9 protein-coding genes are annotated in these 17,660 nt (G+C 41.4%); 8 read left to right on the top strand and 1 reads right to left on the bottom strand.

The features are described from left to right. Positions 1-3: 3 nt before the first annotated feature. Complete coding sequence (locus tag ACQ93I_RS08610; RefSeq protein WP_431698132.1) at positions 4-2,208, bottom strand: glycoside hydrolase family 3 C-terminal domain-containing protein; 2,205 nt, start codon at positions 2,206-2,208, stop codon at positions 4-6. A gap of 178 nt (positions 2,209-2,386) precedes the next feature. On the opposite strand from ACQ93I_RS08610, the gene ACQ93I_RS08605 reads away from it, so the two are divergent. From ACQ93I_RS08605 to ACQ93I_RS08570, 8 genes are all read left to right on the top strand, one after another. Continuing rightward, positions 2,387-4,552: an alpha-glucuronidase family glycosyl hydrolase gene (locus tag ACQ93I_RS08605; RefSeq protein ID WP_431698131.1), complete on the top strand. Its 2,166-nt coding sequence runs from the start codon at positions 2,387-2,389 to the stop codon at positions 4,550-4,552. 7 nt (positions 4,553-4,559) lie between these two features. Then, entirely contained in the window at positions 4,560-5,303 is a 744-nt protein-coding gene (locus ACQ93I_RS08600) for an SDR family NAD(P)-dependent oxidoreductase (protein WP_431698130.1), read from the top strand. Positions 5,304-5,313: 10 nt separating this feature from the next. Next, the gene (gene uxuA / locus ACQ93I_RS08595; protein ID WP_431698129.1) at positions 5,314-6,474 is read left to right on the top strand and encodes a mannonate dehydratase; all 1,161 of its coding nucleotides are present in this window, start codon (positions 5,314-5,316) and stop codon (positions 6,472-6,474) included. Positions 6,475-6,480: 6 nt separating this feature from the next. Further along, on the top strand, positions 6,481-7,620 hold the full coding sequence (locus ACQ93I_RS08590; protein ID WP_431698128.1) for an endo-1,4-beta-xylanase: 1,140 nt from the start codon (positions 6,481-6,483) through the stop codon (positions 7,618-7,620). Further along, on the top strand, positions 7,617-10,493 hold the full coding sequence (locus ACQ93I_RS08585; protein WP_431698127.1) for a glycosyl hydrolase 115 family protein: 2,877 nt from the start codon (positions 7,617-7,619) through the stop codon (positions 10,491-10,493). Before ACQ93I_RS08590 ends, ACQ93I_RS08585 begins: the two co-directional genes overlap by 4 nt. A 16-nt stretch (positions 10,494-10,509) precedes the next feature. Next, positions 10,510-11,496: an aldo/keto reductase gene (locus ACQ93I_RS08580; protein ID WP_431698126.1), complete on the top strand. Its 987-nt coding sequence runs from the start codon at positions 10,510-10,512 to the stop codon at positions 11,494-11,496. A 465-nt stretch (positions 11,497-11,961) separates the two neighbouring features. Beyond that, positions 11,962-13,137, top strand: a complete 1,176-nt coding sequence (locus ACQ93I_RS08575; protein ID WP_431698125.1) for a helix-turn-helix domain-containing protein — start codon at positions 11,962-11,964, stop codon at positions 13,135-13,137. A 561-nt stretch (positions 13,138-13,698) separates the two neighbouring features. Then, a partial coding sequence (locus tag ACQ93I_RS08570) for an HYR domain-containing protein (protein WP_431698124.1) occupies positions 13,699-17,660 on the top strand: 3,962 nt, incomplete at its 3' end.

The following is a 17,660-nucleotide window of genomic DNA, read 5'->3' as shown; positions in this document are numbered from 1 at the left end:
GGATTACCTGAGTGTGAAATTGGCTTCTTTTAGTTCTTTTCCCAGTTCAGTGCTTCTTTTTCCGGGGCTTGAGCCACCAATGTAGATACTGAATTCACCCGATTCCAAAACTCGCTCTCCTTCATTATTCACTAGTTGCATCATCTGCGGCGTGATCTCAAAAGAAATCTCTTCGGAAGCGCCAGGCTCAAGTTCAACCTTTTTTATCCCGTATAGTTGAGATTTTGGGGTTCTTACTGAAGCTTTAAGATCAGACACATAAAGCTGAACTACTTCTTCTGCTTTCGTTTCTCCGGAATTTGTTACCACAACTTTTGCTATTAAGGATTTTCCTTTTTTCAGTTTTTTATCTGAAAGTTTGATCTCTGAATAATTGAAGTCGCTGTAGCTAAGGCCATAGCCAAAGGGGTACATGGGCTCTGCATTCATGTATTTATAGGTTCTGCCTTCCATACTATAATCTTCGTATGCCGGAAGGTCATCCAAAGATTTAGGAAAGGTTATTGGAAGCCTTCCTGATGGAGATACCTTTCCAAAAATGACATCTGCAACGGCATTTCCTCCTTCTTCTCCGGGATACCAAACGAGGAGAACAGCATCTGCCAGTTCATGCACTTCCTGAAGATTCATAGGGCTACCTCCTGTAATTACAGCGATAACAGGAGCATCACCTGCCGCTTCATTCAGTTTTTTCAGGTAATCGATCTGGTTTTGAGGAAGATTGTAATCCAGCCGGTCTCCAAAAGTTTCTGAAGCGATAGATTCTCCTTCTTCCCCTTCCAGAACACCCGAAATTCCTAATACTGCGATGGTAGCATCGCTATTGCCGGCATTGGGGGAAGCCCAATCCTGCGGATTCGCATTTGGCCTGTCAAGCAATGTTCCCTGGCGGTATTGCATTTGGCTCTGTGGTTCTATCGCCCCGGCAAGGCCTTCAAGAATGGTGACAAGGTTGGGGTTGATTCCGTGGTAATTTCCAAGTAGCACCTCAATACTCGTAGCATTCGGGCCGGTAATAAAGTACTTGGAAAGGTCATTTTTGAGAGGTAAGGCACCATTATTTTTTAGCATTACAATAGACTTCTGCGCTACTTTTCTTGCCAGAGCCCTGTGTTCTTCGGTGTCGAGATCTTCTGCTGAAAGCTGTGAATATGGATTGTCTTCTGCGGGGTCAAAAAGGCCTAATTTGAACTTCGTTTTTAGAAGGACAGCAAGTTGCTCGTCAATTTCGGCTTCAGTTACCAAACCTTGTTCAACGGCTTCAACAAGTGAAGGATATACGCTTCCGCAGTTTAGGTTTACCCCGCTTTTAATTCCCAGAGCTGCTGCTTCCTCGGGCGTTTCCACTACGTTGTGGCCTTCGTAAAAGTCTACCAACGCCCAGCAGTCACTTACGATATGCCCCTGGAAATTCCATTTGTCACGTAAAACATCCTGCAACAAATATTTGTTTGCGCAACAGGGTTCCCCGTTTGTCGCGTTATAGGCGCACATGATGGTTTCAACATCTGCATCTACAAGGGCTTTAAAAGCCGGTAAATAAGTTTCCCACATATCTTTCATGGAAGCTTCGGCATTGAATTCATGGCGAAGTTTTTCGGGTCCGCTGTGAACGGCATAATGTTTTGCGGCTGCAGCAGTTTTCAGGTATTTAGGATGGTCTCCCTGAAGCCCTTTTACAAAAGCTGTTCCCAGCAATGCAGTAAGAAAAGGATCTTCCCCATATGTTTCCTGGCCACGTCCCCAACGTGGATCTCTGAAAATATTAATGTTTGGCGTCCAAAAGGTGAGTCCGCTGTATTGACGGCGATATCCGTTTTCTACGGCTGTATTATGTGTTGCCCGCGCCTCATCTGAAATTGCGTTGGCTACCTCAAGAATGAGATCTTCATCAAAAGTAGCTCCCATTCCAATAGCCTGTGGAAAAACAGTTGCCACACCAGATCGTCCAATACCGTGTAAAGCTTCATTCCACCAGTTGTATTCGGGAATACCCAGTCGTTCTACTGCGGGACTGTTATGCATCATCTGCCAGGCCTTCTCTTCAATAGTCAATCGATTGATTAGATCCTGGGTTCTTTCCTCTATACTTAAGGTAGGATCATTGAAAGGATAATTTTGATTTTTAGGATTTTCCTGGGCAACGGCAAATCCTGCAATAAAGGTTATAAGTAAAATTAAAAACTTTCTGATTATTAGACTTTTCATGTGGCTATTTTATGGGTTGGTTATTCTTCTAGTGTAGAGGTAATAAACATTGCATCTTAACAAATTAAATATATTTTTAATTTAAACACAACCGATTGCGTAAAATGTTTTGCTGATAGGTTATTTTTTTCTATTTTTCCGTTCCAAATCACGTGCATATTTTAAATAATCCTCTCCAATGTCTAAATGTCTTTACTTCATATTTTTACTGGCAATTCTCCCGTTAAACCTTCGTTCTCAGGACGGTTATGACCTATGGCTGCAATATTATCCTATTGAAGAAGCGACCCTAAGAGAAAACTATTCCACCCAAATTCAGGGATTAATAACCTATGGGTCTGGCGCTACACTGGATGCTGCGGTCTCTGAGCTTGAAAAAGCTTATGCGGGGTTCTTTGACGCATCAATTCCAACCGCTATCTCCATTAAAGAAAACAGCCTGGTTCTGGGCACCCGTGATAACCTTCCTGCGTATGTGCTTCCTTCTTTAGAAGGAGAATTTACAAAAATTAATTCTGAAGGTTATATTATCAAAAAGATCCGCATTGGGAATACACCGGCAACAGTTATTACAGCAGAAACTGAAGCCGGGCTTTTATACGGAACTTTCAGGTTCATCAAAGAAATGCAATTGAGAAACGCAATAGATGAAATTTCTATAACCGATTCTCCAAAAATTCAGATCAGGGTCCTAAATCACTGGGACAACCTGGATAGGACCGTGGAACGTGGCTATGCCGGATTTTCCATTTGGGACTGGCATCACCTGCCAGAGCTTATCAAACCTGAATATATTGACTATGCCCGCGCGAATGCCTCTATAGGAATTAACGGAACCGTATTGACCAATGTGAACGCCAGTTCGGTGGTGCTTACTTCAGCATACATTGAAAAAGTAAAAGCCCTGGCTGATGTTTTCAGGCCTTACGGAATAAAAGTTTATCTAACGGCACGTTTTTCTTCCCCAATGGAATCTGGTGACCTGGAGACGGCCGATCCTTTTGATCCTGAAGTAAAACAATGGTGGAAAGATAAAGCCGATGAAATTTATGCTGAAATCCCCGATTTTGGAGGATTTTTAGTCAAAGCAAATTCTGAAGGACAACCCGGCCCCAATAACTATGGTAGATCTCACGTTGATGGTGCAAATATGCTTGCTGAGGCCGTAGCGCCACACAACGGAATTGTGATGTGGCGCGCTTTTGTCTACTCAGAACACGATCCTGATGACAGGGCGAAACAGGCGTATTCCGAATTTGTGCCTTTTGATGGTAAATTCCATGACAACGTGCTGGTGCAGGTGAAGAACGGGCCAATAGATTTCCAGCCGCGGGAGCCATTTCACCCTATGTTTGGCGCAATGCCCGATACCCCACTAATGATGGAATTCCAGATCACCCAGGAATATCTTGGTTTTAGTTCCCACCTGGTTTACCTGCCAAAAATGTTCGAGGAGGTTCTTGATGAAGATACCTATGTACAGGGGGAAGGCTCTACGGTAGCGAAAGTTATAGATGGAAGCCTGTCAAATAAAAAATTAACAGGAATCGCCGGGGTGGCCAATATTGGAACTGCAAAGAACTGGACAGGCCATCCTTTTGGGCAGGCCAACTGGTATGGCTTTGGGCGTCTGGCCTGGGATCCTTACATAGATTCTGAAGAGATCGCAGAAGACTGGCTAAAAATGACATTTTCAAAGGAGAAGAATTTTGTTGATGAGGTGAGTGAAATGATGTTGGATTCCCGGGAAGCAGTTGTGAATTATATGACTCCTTTAGGTCTTCATCATATCATGGACACAGGTCATCATTACGGTCCCGGCCCGTGGGTTGACAACCTGGACAGGCCAGAGTGGAATCCTGTTTATTATCACCGTGCCGATTCTTTGGGAGTTGGTTTTGACCGAACTACTACAGGAAGCAATGCGCTTGCTCAATATGCAGAGCCCCTTAGAGAAAAGTATAATTCAATAGAAACAACCCCCGAACAGTACCTGCTGTGGTTCCACCACGTGCCTTGGGATTATGAAATGAAAAACGGAAAGACTCTTTGGCATAACATGGCTGCTAAATATCAGCAAGGTGTGGAAGAAGTGGAAGATATGGTGAAGACCTGGAATGAAATGGAAGAATATGTAGATGAGGAGAGGTTTACCACGACACAAATGCTGCTTCAGATTCAGCTAAAAGAAGCAAAATGGTGGCGCGACGCCGTACTTCTGTATTTCCAGCAGTTTTCTGAAATGGAATTACCCGAATTTGTCCCTACACCCGAACATGATTTAGAATATTATCAATCACTGGAATTCCCTTATGCACCAGGCATAAGTCCTTCCTGGCATTAAACTACTTATGAATAAAAATCTTATAGCACTGGTAACTGGCGCAAATGCCGGACTGGGATTTGCGACCGCAAAAAAATTCTGTGATAACGGAATTACCACCTACGTAAATGGTAGGAATAAAGAGAAAACCCTTCAAGCCTGTGAGGAGCTGGGGCCAAATGCAAAACCTTTTATCCTCGATCTCAATAACCTTAATGAAATACCTGAAGCCGTCGCGAAACTTGCTGAAGAAGCCGGAAAAATTGATATTCTGGTGAATAACGCAGGGATCAATATGAAAAAGGAATTTCTAGAAGTTACCAACGACGAATTTCAGAATATTCTCCACACCAATGTGCTTGCGCTGTTTGCAGTGAGCAGGGAAGTGGCAAAAGTGATGAAAAAGAATAACTACGGAAGCATCATCAATATTAGCTCTATGGCGGCTCAATATGGAATTCCTAAAGTAATTGCATATTCGGCGAGTAAAACTGCCATAGACGGGATGACGCGTGCAATGGCCGTAGATCTTGCGCAATTTGGGATCAGGGTGAACGCTGTCGCCCCCGGGTTCATTAAAACCAATATGTCCAGCAAAGCGTTGGACAATGATCCAGAGCGTAAGAACAAAGTGCTTTCCAGAACCCCGATGGGAAAACTGGGAGAACCTTCAGATGTTGCAGATGCAGTTTACTATTTTGCAACTTCAGAATCAAAATTTACTACCGGAACAGTTCTTCCGGTAGATGGTGGAAACTCAATAGGTTTTTAAGATGTACAAAATGACCCAGACCATGCGCTGGTACGGCCCTAACGACGTACTCTCGCTCAAAGAATTGAAACAAGCCGGAATTACCGGGATCGTAACTGCATTACACGAAATTCCTGTGGGAGAAATCTGGTCCAAAAATGCCATTTTAGAGAGGAAAGCAGAAATTGAAGCCCTTGGTTTGCAATGGAGCGTGATAGAAAGTCTTCCCGTACATGAGGATATCAAGAAACGCTCGGGGAATTTTGAAAAATACATTGAAAATTACAAGATCAGCCTTCAGAATATTGGAAAATGCGGGATAAAAGTGGTCGCTTATAACTTTATGCCTATCCTGGATTGGGTGCGTACAGATCATTTTTACGAAAATAAAGAAGGGGCAACAGTACTAAGGTACGACCCGGTAAAATTCGCTTTTTTCGACCTTTTTCTGCTGAAGAGGAAGAATGTAGAGCAGGATTATTCCGATGCTGAGATTGCTGAAGCCAAAGCTCTTGGCGAAAAGATGTCTTCTGAAGAAAAAGAGCAGCTTTTTAAGAACATCCTTCTAGGTTTGCCCGGAAGTAAAGAGAACTTCACTCCGGAAATCATTAAAGATCTGCTTGAATCCTATAGCCATATTAATGATCAAAAACTTCGGGAGAATCTGGTTGCTTTCTTAAAAGAAGTAGCTCCTGTAGCGGCTGAAAGTGGTGTAAAACTGGCCATTCATCCAGATGATCCCCCATTTTCTGTATTGGGATTACCAAGAGTGGTTAGCAAACAGAGCGACCTGGAGTATATTTTCAGCAATGTGGATAATAACGCTAACGGATTCTGTTATTGCACCGGATCTCTTGGTGCAAACCCCAAAAATGACCTTCTGCAGATCTTTGAAAAATTTAGTGACAGGATCCACTTTTTGCACCTTCGGAATGTGAAAAGGGAAACTTCCGGAGTTTTTATGGAGTCAGATCATTTAGACGGAGATGTTCCTATGACCGAAGTAATGAAGAAGATCCTTAAACTTCAGCAGGAAAAACAGAAAAGCATCCCCATGCGGCCAGATCATGGTTATCTGCATTCCATGGAAAAAGATAAAAATTATTACGCCGGCTATTCATTTATAGGACGGTTGAAAGGTCTGGCTGAATTGCGCGGACTCGAACTCGGAATCCTTGAAACTCACAAATAGAAATCTATGGCTCATTTAAATATTTTAAAAAATTCAGCTCTTTTGATGCTGTCCCTTTCGCTTTTGACCGGTTGTAAAAATGAATCGGATAAAAAAGAACAGACAGCTGTGACCGCTGAAGAACAACAGGAAAAAGGCCTTAAAGATTATTATTCAGACTATTTTCCAATAGGAGTGGCGGTGGGACCGGGCACTGTTCAGGGAGAATCTGCCGAACTTCTTAAAAAGGAATTTAACAGCATTACTCCGGAAAATGTAATGAAGATGGGGCCAATTCATCCCGAGCAAGACCGGTTTAACTGGGAGCAGGCAGATGCAATTGCAAATTTTGCCCGTGAAAATGATCTTATGATGCGGGGGCATGCCCTGGTATGGCATCAGCAAACCGGAGACTGGATCTTTGAAGCTGAAGATGGTGGGAAAGTGAGTAAGGAAGAGCTGCTAAGCAGGATGAAAACCCATATAGATTCTGTAGTTTCACGCTATAAAGGCACTATTTATGCCTGGGATGTAGTGAATGAAGCCATTGCCGATGACAGCACCCAATTCCTAAGAAAATCTGAATGGTATGACATAGCAGGAGAGGATTTCATCATTAAAGCCTTTGAATATGCCCGCGCAGCCGATCCTGATGCTAAACTTTATTACAACGATTACAACGCCATCATTCCCGAAAAAAGGGACAGGATCTACAAGCTTTTAAAGATGCTGGTTGACCGGGATGTGCCAATCGACGGCGTTGGAATTCAGGGTCACTGGTCGATCTACGGCCCTTCAGAAGAAGAACTTCGAGAAGCGCTGGATATGTACTCCTCTTTAGGCCTGGAAGTACAGATCACCGAGCTCGATGTTTCCCTTTATCCCTGGGAGAAAGAACAGCGGGAGCGCAGACCCGAAGATGTGGATGAATTCACCCCCGAGCTGGAACAAAAGCAACTGGAAGCTTACGATATGTTTTTCCGGGTTTTTAGAGATTACAAAGATGTACTTTCAAGCGTGACTTTCTGGAACCTTTCAGATCAATATTCCTGGCTGGATTACTATCCGGTGGAAGGGCGAAAGAACTACCCGCTTTTGTTTGATGAAGATATGCAGCGAAAAAAGGCATATTTTCAGGTTATAGATTTTGCAGAAGAAAAAGAATGAAAATCAGCAATATGAAGATCACCCCGAATATTACCAAAGCCAACTTTCTGTTTTTCCTGTTTTTTCTGGGAATGAACTACAGCGCTGTTCTTGCGCAGGAATCCTATATAGCTACTTCTGAGGAAAACGGATATTTTCCGTTGGTTTCTGAAGCTGGAAGTGCGGCAATTTATATTGATGAGAACGATTTTAAGGGTGTGCACCGGGTAGCTGAAGATCTTCAGAAGGATATTGAAAGGGTGACCGGGAAACTTCCGGAGCTGTTAAAGCATTCGGAAGTTTCATCAGGAACTCCTGTTATTATTGGTACGCTTGGGAAAAGTCGCCTCATAGACCAATTGGTTCAGAACAATAAGATCGATGTTTCTGAAATTGAGGGGAAGTGGGAAACTTTCTCGATTCAGGTGGTTGAACAGCCTTTTCAGGGGGTGGAGCAGGCGCTGGTGATTGTGGGAAGTGATAAACGAGGAACCATCTTCGGGATGTATGATGTGTCCCGAGAAATTGGGGTTTCCCCATGGTATTACTGGGCAGACGTTCCAGCGAAAAAGTCAGATGTACTTTATGTGCAGCCGGGAATTCATTCCAAAGGCACTCCAAAAGTAAAATACCGCGGCATCTTTATCAATGATGAAGCGCCTGCCCTTGCGGGTTGGGCAACAGAGAATTTCGGCGGCTTCACCAGTGGCTTTTATGAGCATGTTTTTGAACTCATTCTACGTATGCAGGGCAATTACCTGTGGCCGGCTATGTGGGGAAGAGCTTTTTACGATGATGACCCCAAAAATCCTGTTTTGGCAGACGAATATGGCGTGGTGATAGGAACTTCTCACCACGAACCACTAATGCGAGCCCACGACGAGTGGAGGCGCTTTGGCGAAGGCGAATGGAATTATAATACCAATCCCGGGAACCTTCAGGAATTCTGGAGAGGCGGAATTGAACGCATGGGAGATTATGAAAGTGTGGTAACCGTAGGAATGCGCGGCGACGGCGATGAGCCCATGAGCGAAGGTACAGCCATAGAACTGCTGGAAAAAGTAGTGGAAGACCAACGGGAGATCATCGCTGAAGTTACCGGAAAACCAGCCGCCGAAACTCCGCAGGTATGGGCACTATATAAAGAAGTGCAGGATTATTACGACCAGGGAATGCGCGTGCCCGATGATGTTACCTTGCTTTTAGCAGATGACAACTGGGGAAATATCCGGAAGCTCCCGAATCCTAATGATTCACCAAGAGAAGGCGGCTACGGAATCTATTACCATTTCGATTACGTAGGTGGCCCCAGAAATTACAAATGGATCAATACCACCCAGATTTCCCGTGTTTGGGAACAAATGAACCTTGCCTATGAATTCGGGGCAGACGAACTGTGGATCGTCAACGTTGGGGATATTAAACCTATGGAATACCCAACCAGTTTCTTCCTGGATTTTGCCTGGGATCCTGAAAAAATTGGCGCCGGAGATTTGAGAAAATATACTGAAGATTGGGCTGCAAAACAATTGCCCGAAGAGCATTCCGAAGAAATTGCAGACATCCTTCTAACTTACACAAAATACAACAGCCGTAGAAAACCCGAATTATTAAGTCCTGAGACATATAGTCTTACAAATTTCAACGAAGCCGATAGAATTGTTAAGGAATACCGGGACCTGGAGCAAAGAGCTGAAGCGATCTACGAGCAAATTTCTAAAGAATATAAAGATGCATATTATCAGTTGGTATTATTTCCGGTAAAGGCATCTGCGAATCTCAACGAGTTGTATGTTTCGGCTGCAAAAAATAATTTGTATGCAGAGCAGGGCAGAGCGGCAGCCAACAAATACGCAGACAAAACCAATGAACTTTTTCAAAAAGACGCTGAGCTAACAGAACAATATCACACCGAACTGGCTGATGGAAAGTGGAACCATATGATGTCTCAAACGCACATTGGGTACACCTACTGGCAACAACCCGAGCAAAATAATATGCCCGAGGTAGGGAAGATCAAAGTTCCTGAAAAGGCCGAAATGGGTGTCGCTGTGCAGGCTTCCAAAAATGCCATTTTTGGAAAGAATTCTTCCGGCAGCTTACCCACATTTGATCCGTTTAACGATCAGGAATTCTATGTGGAGGTTTTCAATAAGGGCCAAAAATCTTTTGATTATAAGATTCAGAAGAAATCTAATTGGATAAAGGTTTTTGAAGAAAAAGGGACGGTTGAGGATCAAAAAAGACTTTTGGTTAGTGTGAACTGGGAGAAAGCTCCTAAAGGGGAGGCTAAAGGCTCTTTCCAGATCAAGGGCGCAGGTAAGAAGATCACTGTTGAGGTGCCTGTTAACAATCCGGAGACCGGAAAAATCAAAGGCTTCGTGGAAAGCAACGGATATATTTCTATGGAAGCTGCAAATTTTTCTGAAAACAATAAAACAGACAAAAGCGGCTGGGAATTAGTACCAAATCTTGGAAAAACAGGATCGGCCATGGCTTCTTTCCCACATGAGCCTACCCAGCAGGAACTTTCTGAAAATAGTCCGTATCTCACTTATAATTTTCATAACTTTAGTTCAGGTGATGCTGAAGTTGAATTTTACTTATCTCCCACGCTTGATTTTAGAAACCAGGGAGGCTTGAAATTTGCAGTTTCTGTTGATGACAGGGAACCGGAAGTGATCAATATGCATGAGCAGACAGAGGATAACTGGAATACTTCGGTAGCCAACAACGTAACGAAAGTAAGAACAACAATAAACCTTGAGCCGGGGAATCACAGCTTGAAAGTATGGGCCATAGAATCTGGCGTGGTGGTACAAAAGATTGTGATTAAGACCGGAGAGGAAAAAGAATCATACTTAGGTCCGCCAGAAAGTGCGAAAGTAAAGTAGAATCAAAATTTTTGAAATGAATTATAGGACATTAGGAAAAACAGGTTTTAAAATTTCTGAGATCTCGCTGGGTACCTGGCAGGTTGGAGGAAAATGGGGATCTGGTTTTGATGATCAAAAAGCAGAAGAAATACTTAACACCGCAATTGACAACGGAATAAATTTCATAGATACGGCCGATGTTTACGAAGACGGCTTGAGTGAGGCAGCGGTAGGAAGAGTGGTAAGATCAAGATCTGAAAAGATCTATGTGGCTACAAAATGCGGCCGCAGGATATCACCTCATGTAAATGAGGGCTACACTCCCGAAGCTCTAACCAGATTTGTAGAGGATAGCCTGAAAAACACCGGATTGGAAAGACTGGACCTTATTCAGTTGCATTGTCCTCCAACCGATGTTTACTATAGGCCGGAGGTCTTTGAGACTTTTGAAAGATTGCACGAGCAGGGCAAAATTGACAAGTTGGGCGTGAGTGTCGAAAAAGTTGAAGAAGGGATCAAAGCTTTGGAATACGATAACGTTTCTACGGTCCAGATTATCTATAACCTCTTTCGCCAGCGACCACAGGAGAAGTTCTTTAAAATGGCAGCAGAGAAGAATGTTGGGATCATCGTAAGAGTTCCTCTGGCGAGCGGATTGTTAACCGGAAAATTCAGTAAGGATTCTCATTTCTCTCCCGAAGATCACCGTAATTTTAATCGTGACGGGGAAGCTTTTGATAAAGGGGAGACATTTGCCGGAGTAAATTTTGAAAAGGGAGTAGAGGCTGCAAATGCTTTAAAAGCAGTTTTCCCCGATACAGAAAATCTGGCACCCATGGCCTTGAAGTGGATCTTGAGAAGGGAAGAAGTGAGTACTGTAATTCCGGGTGCTTCAAAAGTAGATCATTTGCAATCAAATCTTTCAGTAGAGGAAACTCCAGATCTTTCCGAAGATCAAATTCAGAAAATGAACAGGGTTTACGAAGACTTTATTAAAAAAGAAGTTCATCAACGCTGGTAGAAATTTCGGCAGGATAAATCTGCAATAAAAACACCATTTTTGAGATCCCGTCATTGCTTTTGTGACGGGATCTTTCTTTTAAAGAGATCTGAATATGGATATTCTTTCAGAAGAAGCTTCATAAAATACCCACCCAAGCAGACTTTAGTGAATTCCTCAAAACCTGATACTTTCTCTTAGTAATTTGTGAGAATTTTCAGGGGGTTTATGCCTCAATTTGATGAAGTAGGTGTTTTTAAGCGATCTTCTTTATGATTTTATAATGAAAAATTTACTCGACAATTCGCTTTATTGTTGACCTGATTGATGAAAAGCTGCTTATAATTATATTTTGGGAATTTCCGTAAATATTGAGTTACTTCGTGTCGGTTATTTTAGATCCAATTTTGGAGACAAATTTTGTCTTTAAAACTGCTTTAAATTTCCGAAAATGTTAAAGGGGAGTAACATTTATAAAGGTGTATTTTGATTCTAATTTTATTAATCGCAGCCATATTCGGCTTTGTTTTATCAACTACCTTATTTCTTAAGAGGTCAACAAATACACTTGCCACCCGTATTTTGGGAGGTTTCTACTTTCTTCTTTCGCTATATGCCTTACAGGCTTATATTATAGATGGGGGCTATTTAGAACACTTTACCTGGTTCTTTCTGTGGCCTTTGTTACCATATCATCTCATTTTTGTTCCCATTTACTATTACTTCCAGGTTATTTTAACCGATAGGCTTAATTTCAAGATCACCGATTTAATTTTATTCATTCCCTTTCTACTGGGCGTTATAGATGTAAGTTATGTTTATCTTCAACCGGTAAGTTTTTATAATGATATTATCTCCCATACGATATCATCTCCGGAAAGGAGGCTGGAAGTAGATTACTGGCTGCTCACTCTTGATCAACACCTTCTAATACGCCACGTTTGGCAATTAGGGGTGTTAGTGGTATTACTGCCTCAACTTATAACCTTTATCAAAAAAGACAAGAATGATGAGCTAAAATCTATTCTAAATAAGTGGTTAGTTACTTTTTGGAGTATTCTCATGATCATGGCATTACTGGCTATTCTTTATGCATTAGAAAAAATGTTTGAAGAGAATTTATTCCATTCGTTGCTGGTCATTGGAAAAAATGGAGGTATAATCACTTTCTTCCTTTATATAGCCTTATTCCTTATTGGAGTTATTCCAATTTATTTTCCGACAATTCTGTATGGATACCCTCAAAAAGTAATACCTGCTTCCAGTCCCGAAGTAGCTGTAAAGGACCCAAAAGAGCAGGATGATGAATTAAAATTTGGTCTCGATGAGCAGGAGGTAAAATCTAAACTCATGGGGTTAAAGGATAGAAAATTGTACCTGAACCAAAATTTTAACCTTACCGAATGTGCAAGGGAACTGGAAATGCCTTCACATCATATTTCCTACTTCCTCAAAAAGCAATACGGATTAAGCTTTGCTTCCTACAAAAATAGTCTACGCATGGAGCATGCAAAACAACTTATTGAAAATGGCTATTTAGAAAGCAACACTATTGAAGCTTTAGCCAGTGAATGTGGATTTACCAGCAGAACTTCCTTTAGTAAAACCTTCAAAACCCTTGTGGAAGTTAGCCCTAGCGAGTATGCCGCCACTATGAATTAGCTTTGTGAAGCCTCTCTGTCTCAGTAATAAGCACGTGTCCAAATTTAATTTGAATACATCATTTGTGGGATTTTAACTGCATTAACGTTTTTTAAGGTTTTTTTTGCGCCATGAAATGGGAGCAATTGAAGATTTGTGTTAGGATCTTCTATATATACCCAAAAGTGGGTATTGTTATCAATTAAGCACTTATATATATTCGCCGCTTTAACTTTTTGTTAAGAAGTGCTTTCTTTCATAAGACATGATTGAAACAGATTTGACTTTAAACTAAATCATTAATACATAATCCATGGGGGCTGGCAGCTAGCTTTTGCTTTAGATCTATGTTAAACAACTTATTATCATGAATAAAAAGAAGTTTATCAAAAACATTATTCAAAAAATTGAGTAGTTGAACCTTAATATATTGCTTTTCATCTAAATATTTTATCCATCATGGGATTAATGCTATATTTGTTAAATAAATCTAAATTAGCCTCTTTTAGTCCTGTTTGTTTAAATATCCTGCAGCTTAATTCATGGATATTTTAATAGCTAATTAATACTAAACAAATCTATATGAAGAAACTTTTACTATTTATTTCTTTCCTACTATTGAGCTTTATCAGCTCTGCTCATACAGTCCAAACTTTTTGGGAGCTCAGGGATGACGGGACTATACGTTTTTGGTTAGAGCATTGGCACAATGATGTAAATGACTCGAATTTGGGTAATTTTTATATAGTCGTTAATCAGGGAAGTGGGAATCAAAATATTTCAGGATCGGGTTATTATAATAACATCCCTTTTGGCAATTTACCTGTGCAGGGTACAATAAATAACCGTGTTCAATGTAGCGGCCAGGCAAACACCTATAATGACTGGGTGTACTATGATTTCTTACCAGTTAAATGTAATGAAGAAGTTACAATTAATTTTGTGGAAGGCCCTCCGGCTGAAACTGAGGAGGCCTGTACTAATGGACTTTTTGGATATTCCATAACCCAAACTTTTTATGATCGGTCTGCCCCCACAATTACCGCAAGTGATTTAAAAGTAGGTACAAATCAAACAAATTGTGAATTTGTAGCTGGATCTTTTTCTAATGTTTCTGTAGCAGACAACTGTGATTCAAATCCTACAGTAGTTTACTCTGTTGAAGGTAATGTGATTGATCCGCAAACTTTCGTTTTCCCCCTGGGGACTACTACAGTATCCGTGAATGCGACAGATAATACGGGTTATCCTTCTAACAACTCATCAAGTGCTAATTTTGATGTGATTGTGAGCGACAATCAGCCTCCAGCCTTTACAAGTTTTCCTGTAGACATTCAGGTAAATGTTGATGCGGGGCAATGTGATGCAGTGGTGACTTATAGCAGTCCAACAGCTTCAGATGATTGTGATTCTGATCCTACTATAAGTCTACTTAACCAGGATTTTGCAAGTGGTTCTGCTTTCCCGTTAGGGGGTACCACTGTTACTTATGAAGTTTCAGATGGAACTAATAAAATCACAAAATCTTTTACTGTTACAGTAGTAGACAATGAACTACCAACTCTTAGTCTTCAGAATATAACCCGTAAACTTTCCAGTATAGATGGACTAACGGTTCCTGCTACAGAATTTATTTCTGAAGTAAACGATAACTGTAGCTATACTATCACACCTGCTAATTTTACCTTTGATTGTACTGATGTTGGAACCCAACAAGTGGCTATCACAGTAAAAGATGGTGCCGGGAATGAAATTACCAAAAATGCAGAAATTTCAATAGAAACCCCCGATGCTCTTGTAGAACCCAGTGAGGGAAATACAGTGACTTCTTCACCGGGAAATTATACAATAATTGATAGTAACCTATTAATCCATTTGTCCAACAATGTGGATGGTGCAACGGTCTCTATTAATGAAAATTTCCAATCGGGTGATGAGTTGAGGTTGGTTACAGGTTTTACTTTGCCTTCAGGCGTTACCAGTAGCTATAGTGCTTCAACCGGAGTTCTTACCTTTTCAGGAGCTATGACTTCCCAGGAACTTCAGGATATTTTTCAGAATATCCAGTTTCGTACTACCAGTAGCAACGTTCTCGAAAGGGAAATAGTTTTCAATATTGGAGCAGGAGTATCTAACTCCGATAATAGTCATTATTACGAATATGTAAATGGCTTGTTTACCTGGAACCAGGCAAAGGCCGATGCGGCAACAAAAACCTTAAACGGACTGCAGGGATATCTTGCAACTATTACTTCTGCGTCAGAAAATGAATTTATACTAACCAAATTATCAGGCGATGGCTGGATAGGAGGATCAGATAATTTTTCTGAAATCAATTCAGCAGCAGGCAATACGCTTTACAATTCTCAAACTGAAGCAGAAGGTAAATGGCATTGGATTACAGGACCCGAAGCCGGAACCCAATTTTCAGAAGGGTCACAAAGCGTAAATGGTCAATTTGAAAACTGGAATGTAGCCGAGCCTAATAACTCCGGAAGCTCAGAGCACGCTCTTCAAATATATTATCAAAATGGAGGTTTATGGAATGACTTGAACGGAGGCAATAGTTCATTGGGCTACATTGTAGAGTACGGTGGTCTTACTGGTGATCAATCTTGTTTTCAGTATTCAGGTGTAAAAACCTTGCAATTAAACACACTTCCTCAAATTTCTGAAATTTCAGATATTGAAAACTGTCCTTCAGAGACATATAGTTTTACTGTCGATATTACAGATGCCGAAGACTCTTATCAAGACCTGGAAGTAAAAGCTACTTCAGACAACCAGGCATTTATATCCAATGCCAATATTAGTGTTGTACATAATGGGACTAATTATGATGTAACTATAGTTCCTGTTGAAGATACACAGGCCAGTTCTAATATTACTATCACAGCGACAGATTCCGGAAACCTGTCATCAACCGAGGTCTTTAAATTTACCGCGGTAGACAATGTAGATCCGGTTGTGGTCACCCAAAACATCACCGTGCAGCTTGATGAAAACGGAGCTGCCTCCATCGTACCTGCCGATATAAACAACGGCTCTTCAGATAATTGTGAAATTGATACGATGAGTCTCGATATTACTGACTTTAGCTGTTCAAATCTCGGTCAAAATACAGTGACTTTAACTGTAAAAGATAAAAGCGGAAACGAATCTTCCGAAACGGCAACGGTAATGGTTGAGGACAATATTTCACCTATAATACTGCAGCCTTCACAACTGGTTTTTGAATCTGATCCTGAACTTTGTGGTGCTTTAATCGATTTAAGATTTAACACTCAGGATAATTGTGCAAGTACTGGCAATATAGCTTATAACGGGAATGCAGCCGGGGGGTTGGCCGGTTGGAATGTTACCTTAAATGGGGGTAATGGATGGACCGTAAATGGGAACTCTTTCCGAACCTCCTACAGTCTTTCAAAAAAATCTCAGGTTATAGACTTAATGGCTCAGGGCTATGGTAGAGATGTACTTGACAGTGCTCCAGAAATCTCAATTTCAGAAAACTACCGTGGTGTATGGCCAGATTTTAGTGACACCTATTTCTTTAGAGTTGAATTAAGGGATAAAGATGGTAATACAATTGAAGCCTTTGATTCCGGCACTTTAACTGCCAACAATACATGGCAATCGGTTACCAGATCTTTTAATGATTATGGCCCCGGGCTTCGATATATATTTATAGAACACGGCGGTAGGGATGTAGAATTCTGGGCAGGGCATTATGGTACAGAGATTGGAAATTTAACTGTGCAGGTAGATGCTCCGGGTGTTACTCCAAATCTTCCGGCTCAGCAAACTGCGGGAATTTCATTGACCAATGAATTCCCGGTTGGAGAGACTGTGAACTCCTATGTAGTTATGGATTATGCCGGTAATACCAGTACTACAAGCTTTACCATTACTGTAGAGGATAAAACTTTGCCAAAGGTGGTCACCCAAAACATCACCGTGCAGCTGGACGACAACGGACAGGCCTCTGTTTCTCCCGATCAAATAAATAATGGTTCAACAGATAATTGTGAGATTGCTGAAATATCATTCTCTAAAGAAATCATTGAGTTTGCAGAAGTAAATGAAAATGAAAATCTCTCTATCTCTTTGCCTGCCGGAAAAGTTGTAACAGCGGTAAAATTCGCCAGTTATGGAACACCAACCGGAAGTAGCGGTGACTATAATTTAAGTTCCTGTCACGCTGCCAGTTCTCAGGCAATTGTTGAAGGCTACGCTCTTGGTAAGAACAGTTTTACCATTCCGGCTTCAAATGGAGTATTTGGAGATCCTTGCTCTGGGACAGTAAAAAGATTATATGTTGCGGTGAGTTATTTGACTGAAGCAAATGTAGAATATACCTGTGATGATATTGGAGAAAACACGGTCTCTTTAACGGTAATTGATAAAAGTGGAAATACCAATTCTTCCGAAGCAATCGTAACTGTAGAAGACAACGTAGCTCCAGTAGTTGCAATCCAAAACATCACTGTTCAACTGGATGCCGAAGGAAACACCACTATCAAGCCAGATCAAATCGACAACGG

This window comes from Salinimicrobium sp. WS361, assembly GCF_050750585.1.
Lineage (GTDB): Bacteria > Bacteroidota > Bacteroidia > Flavobacteriales > Flavobacteriaceae > Salinimicrobium.
This window is presented reverse-complemented; position numbering and strand designations above follow the sequence as displayed.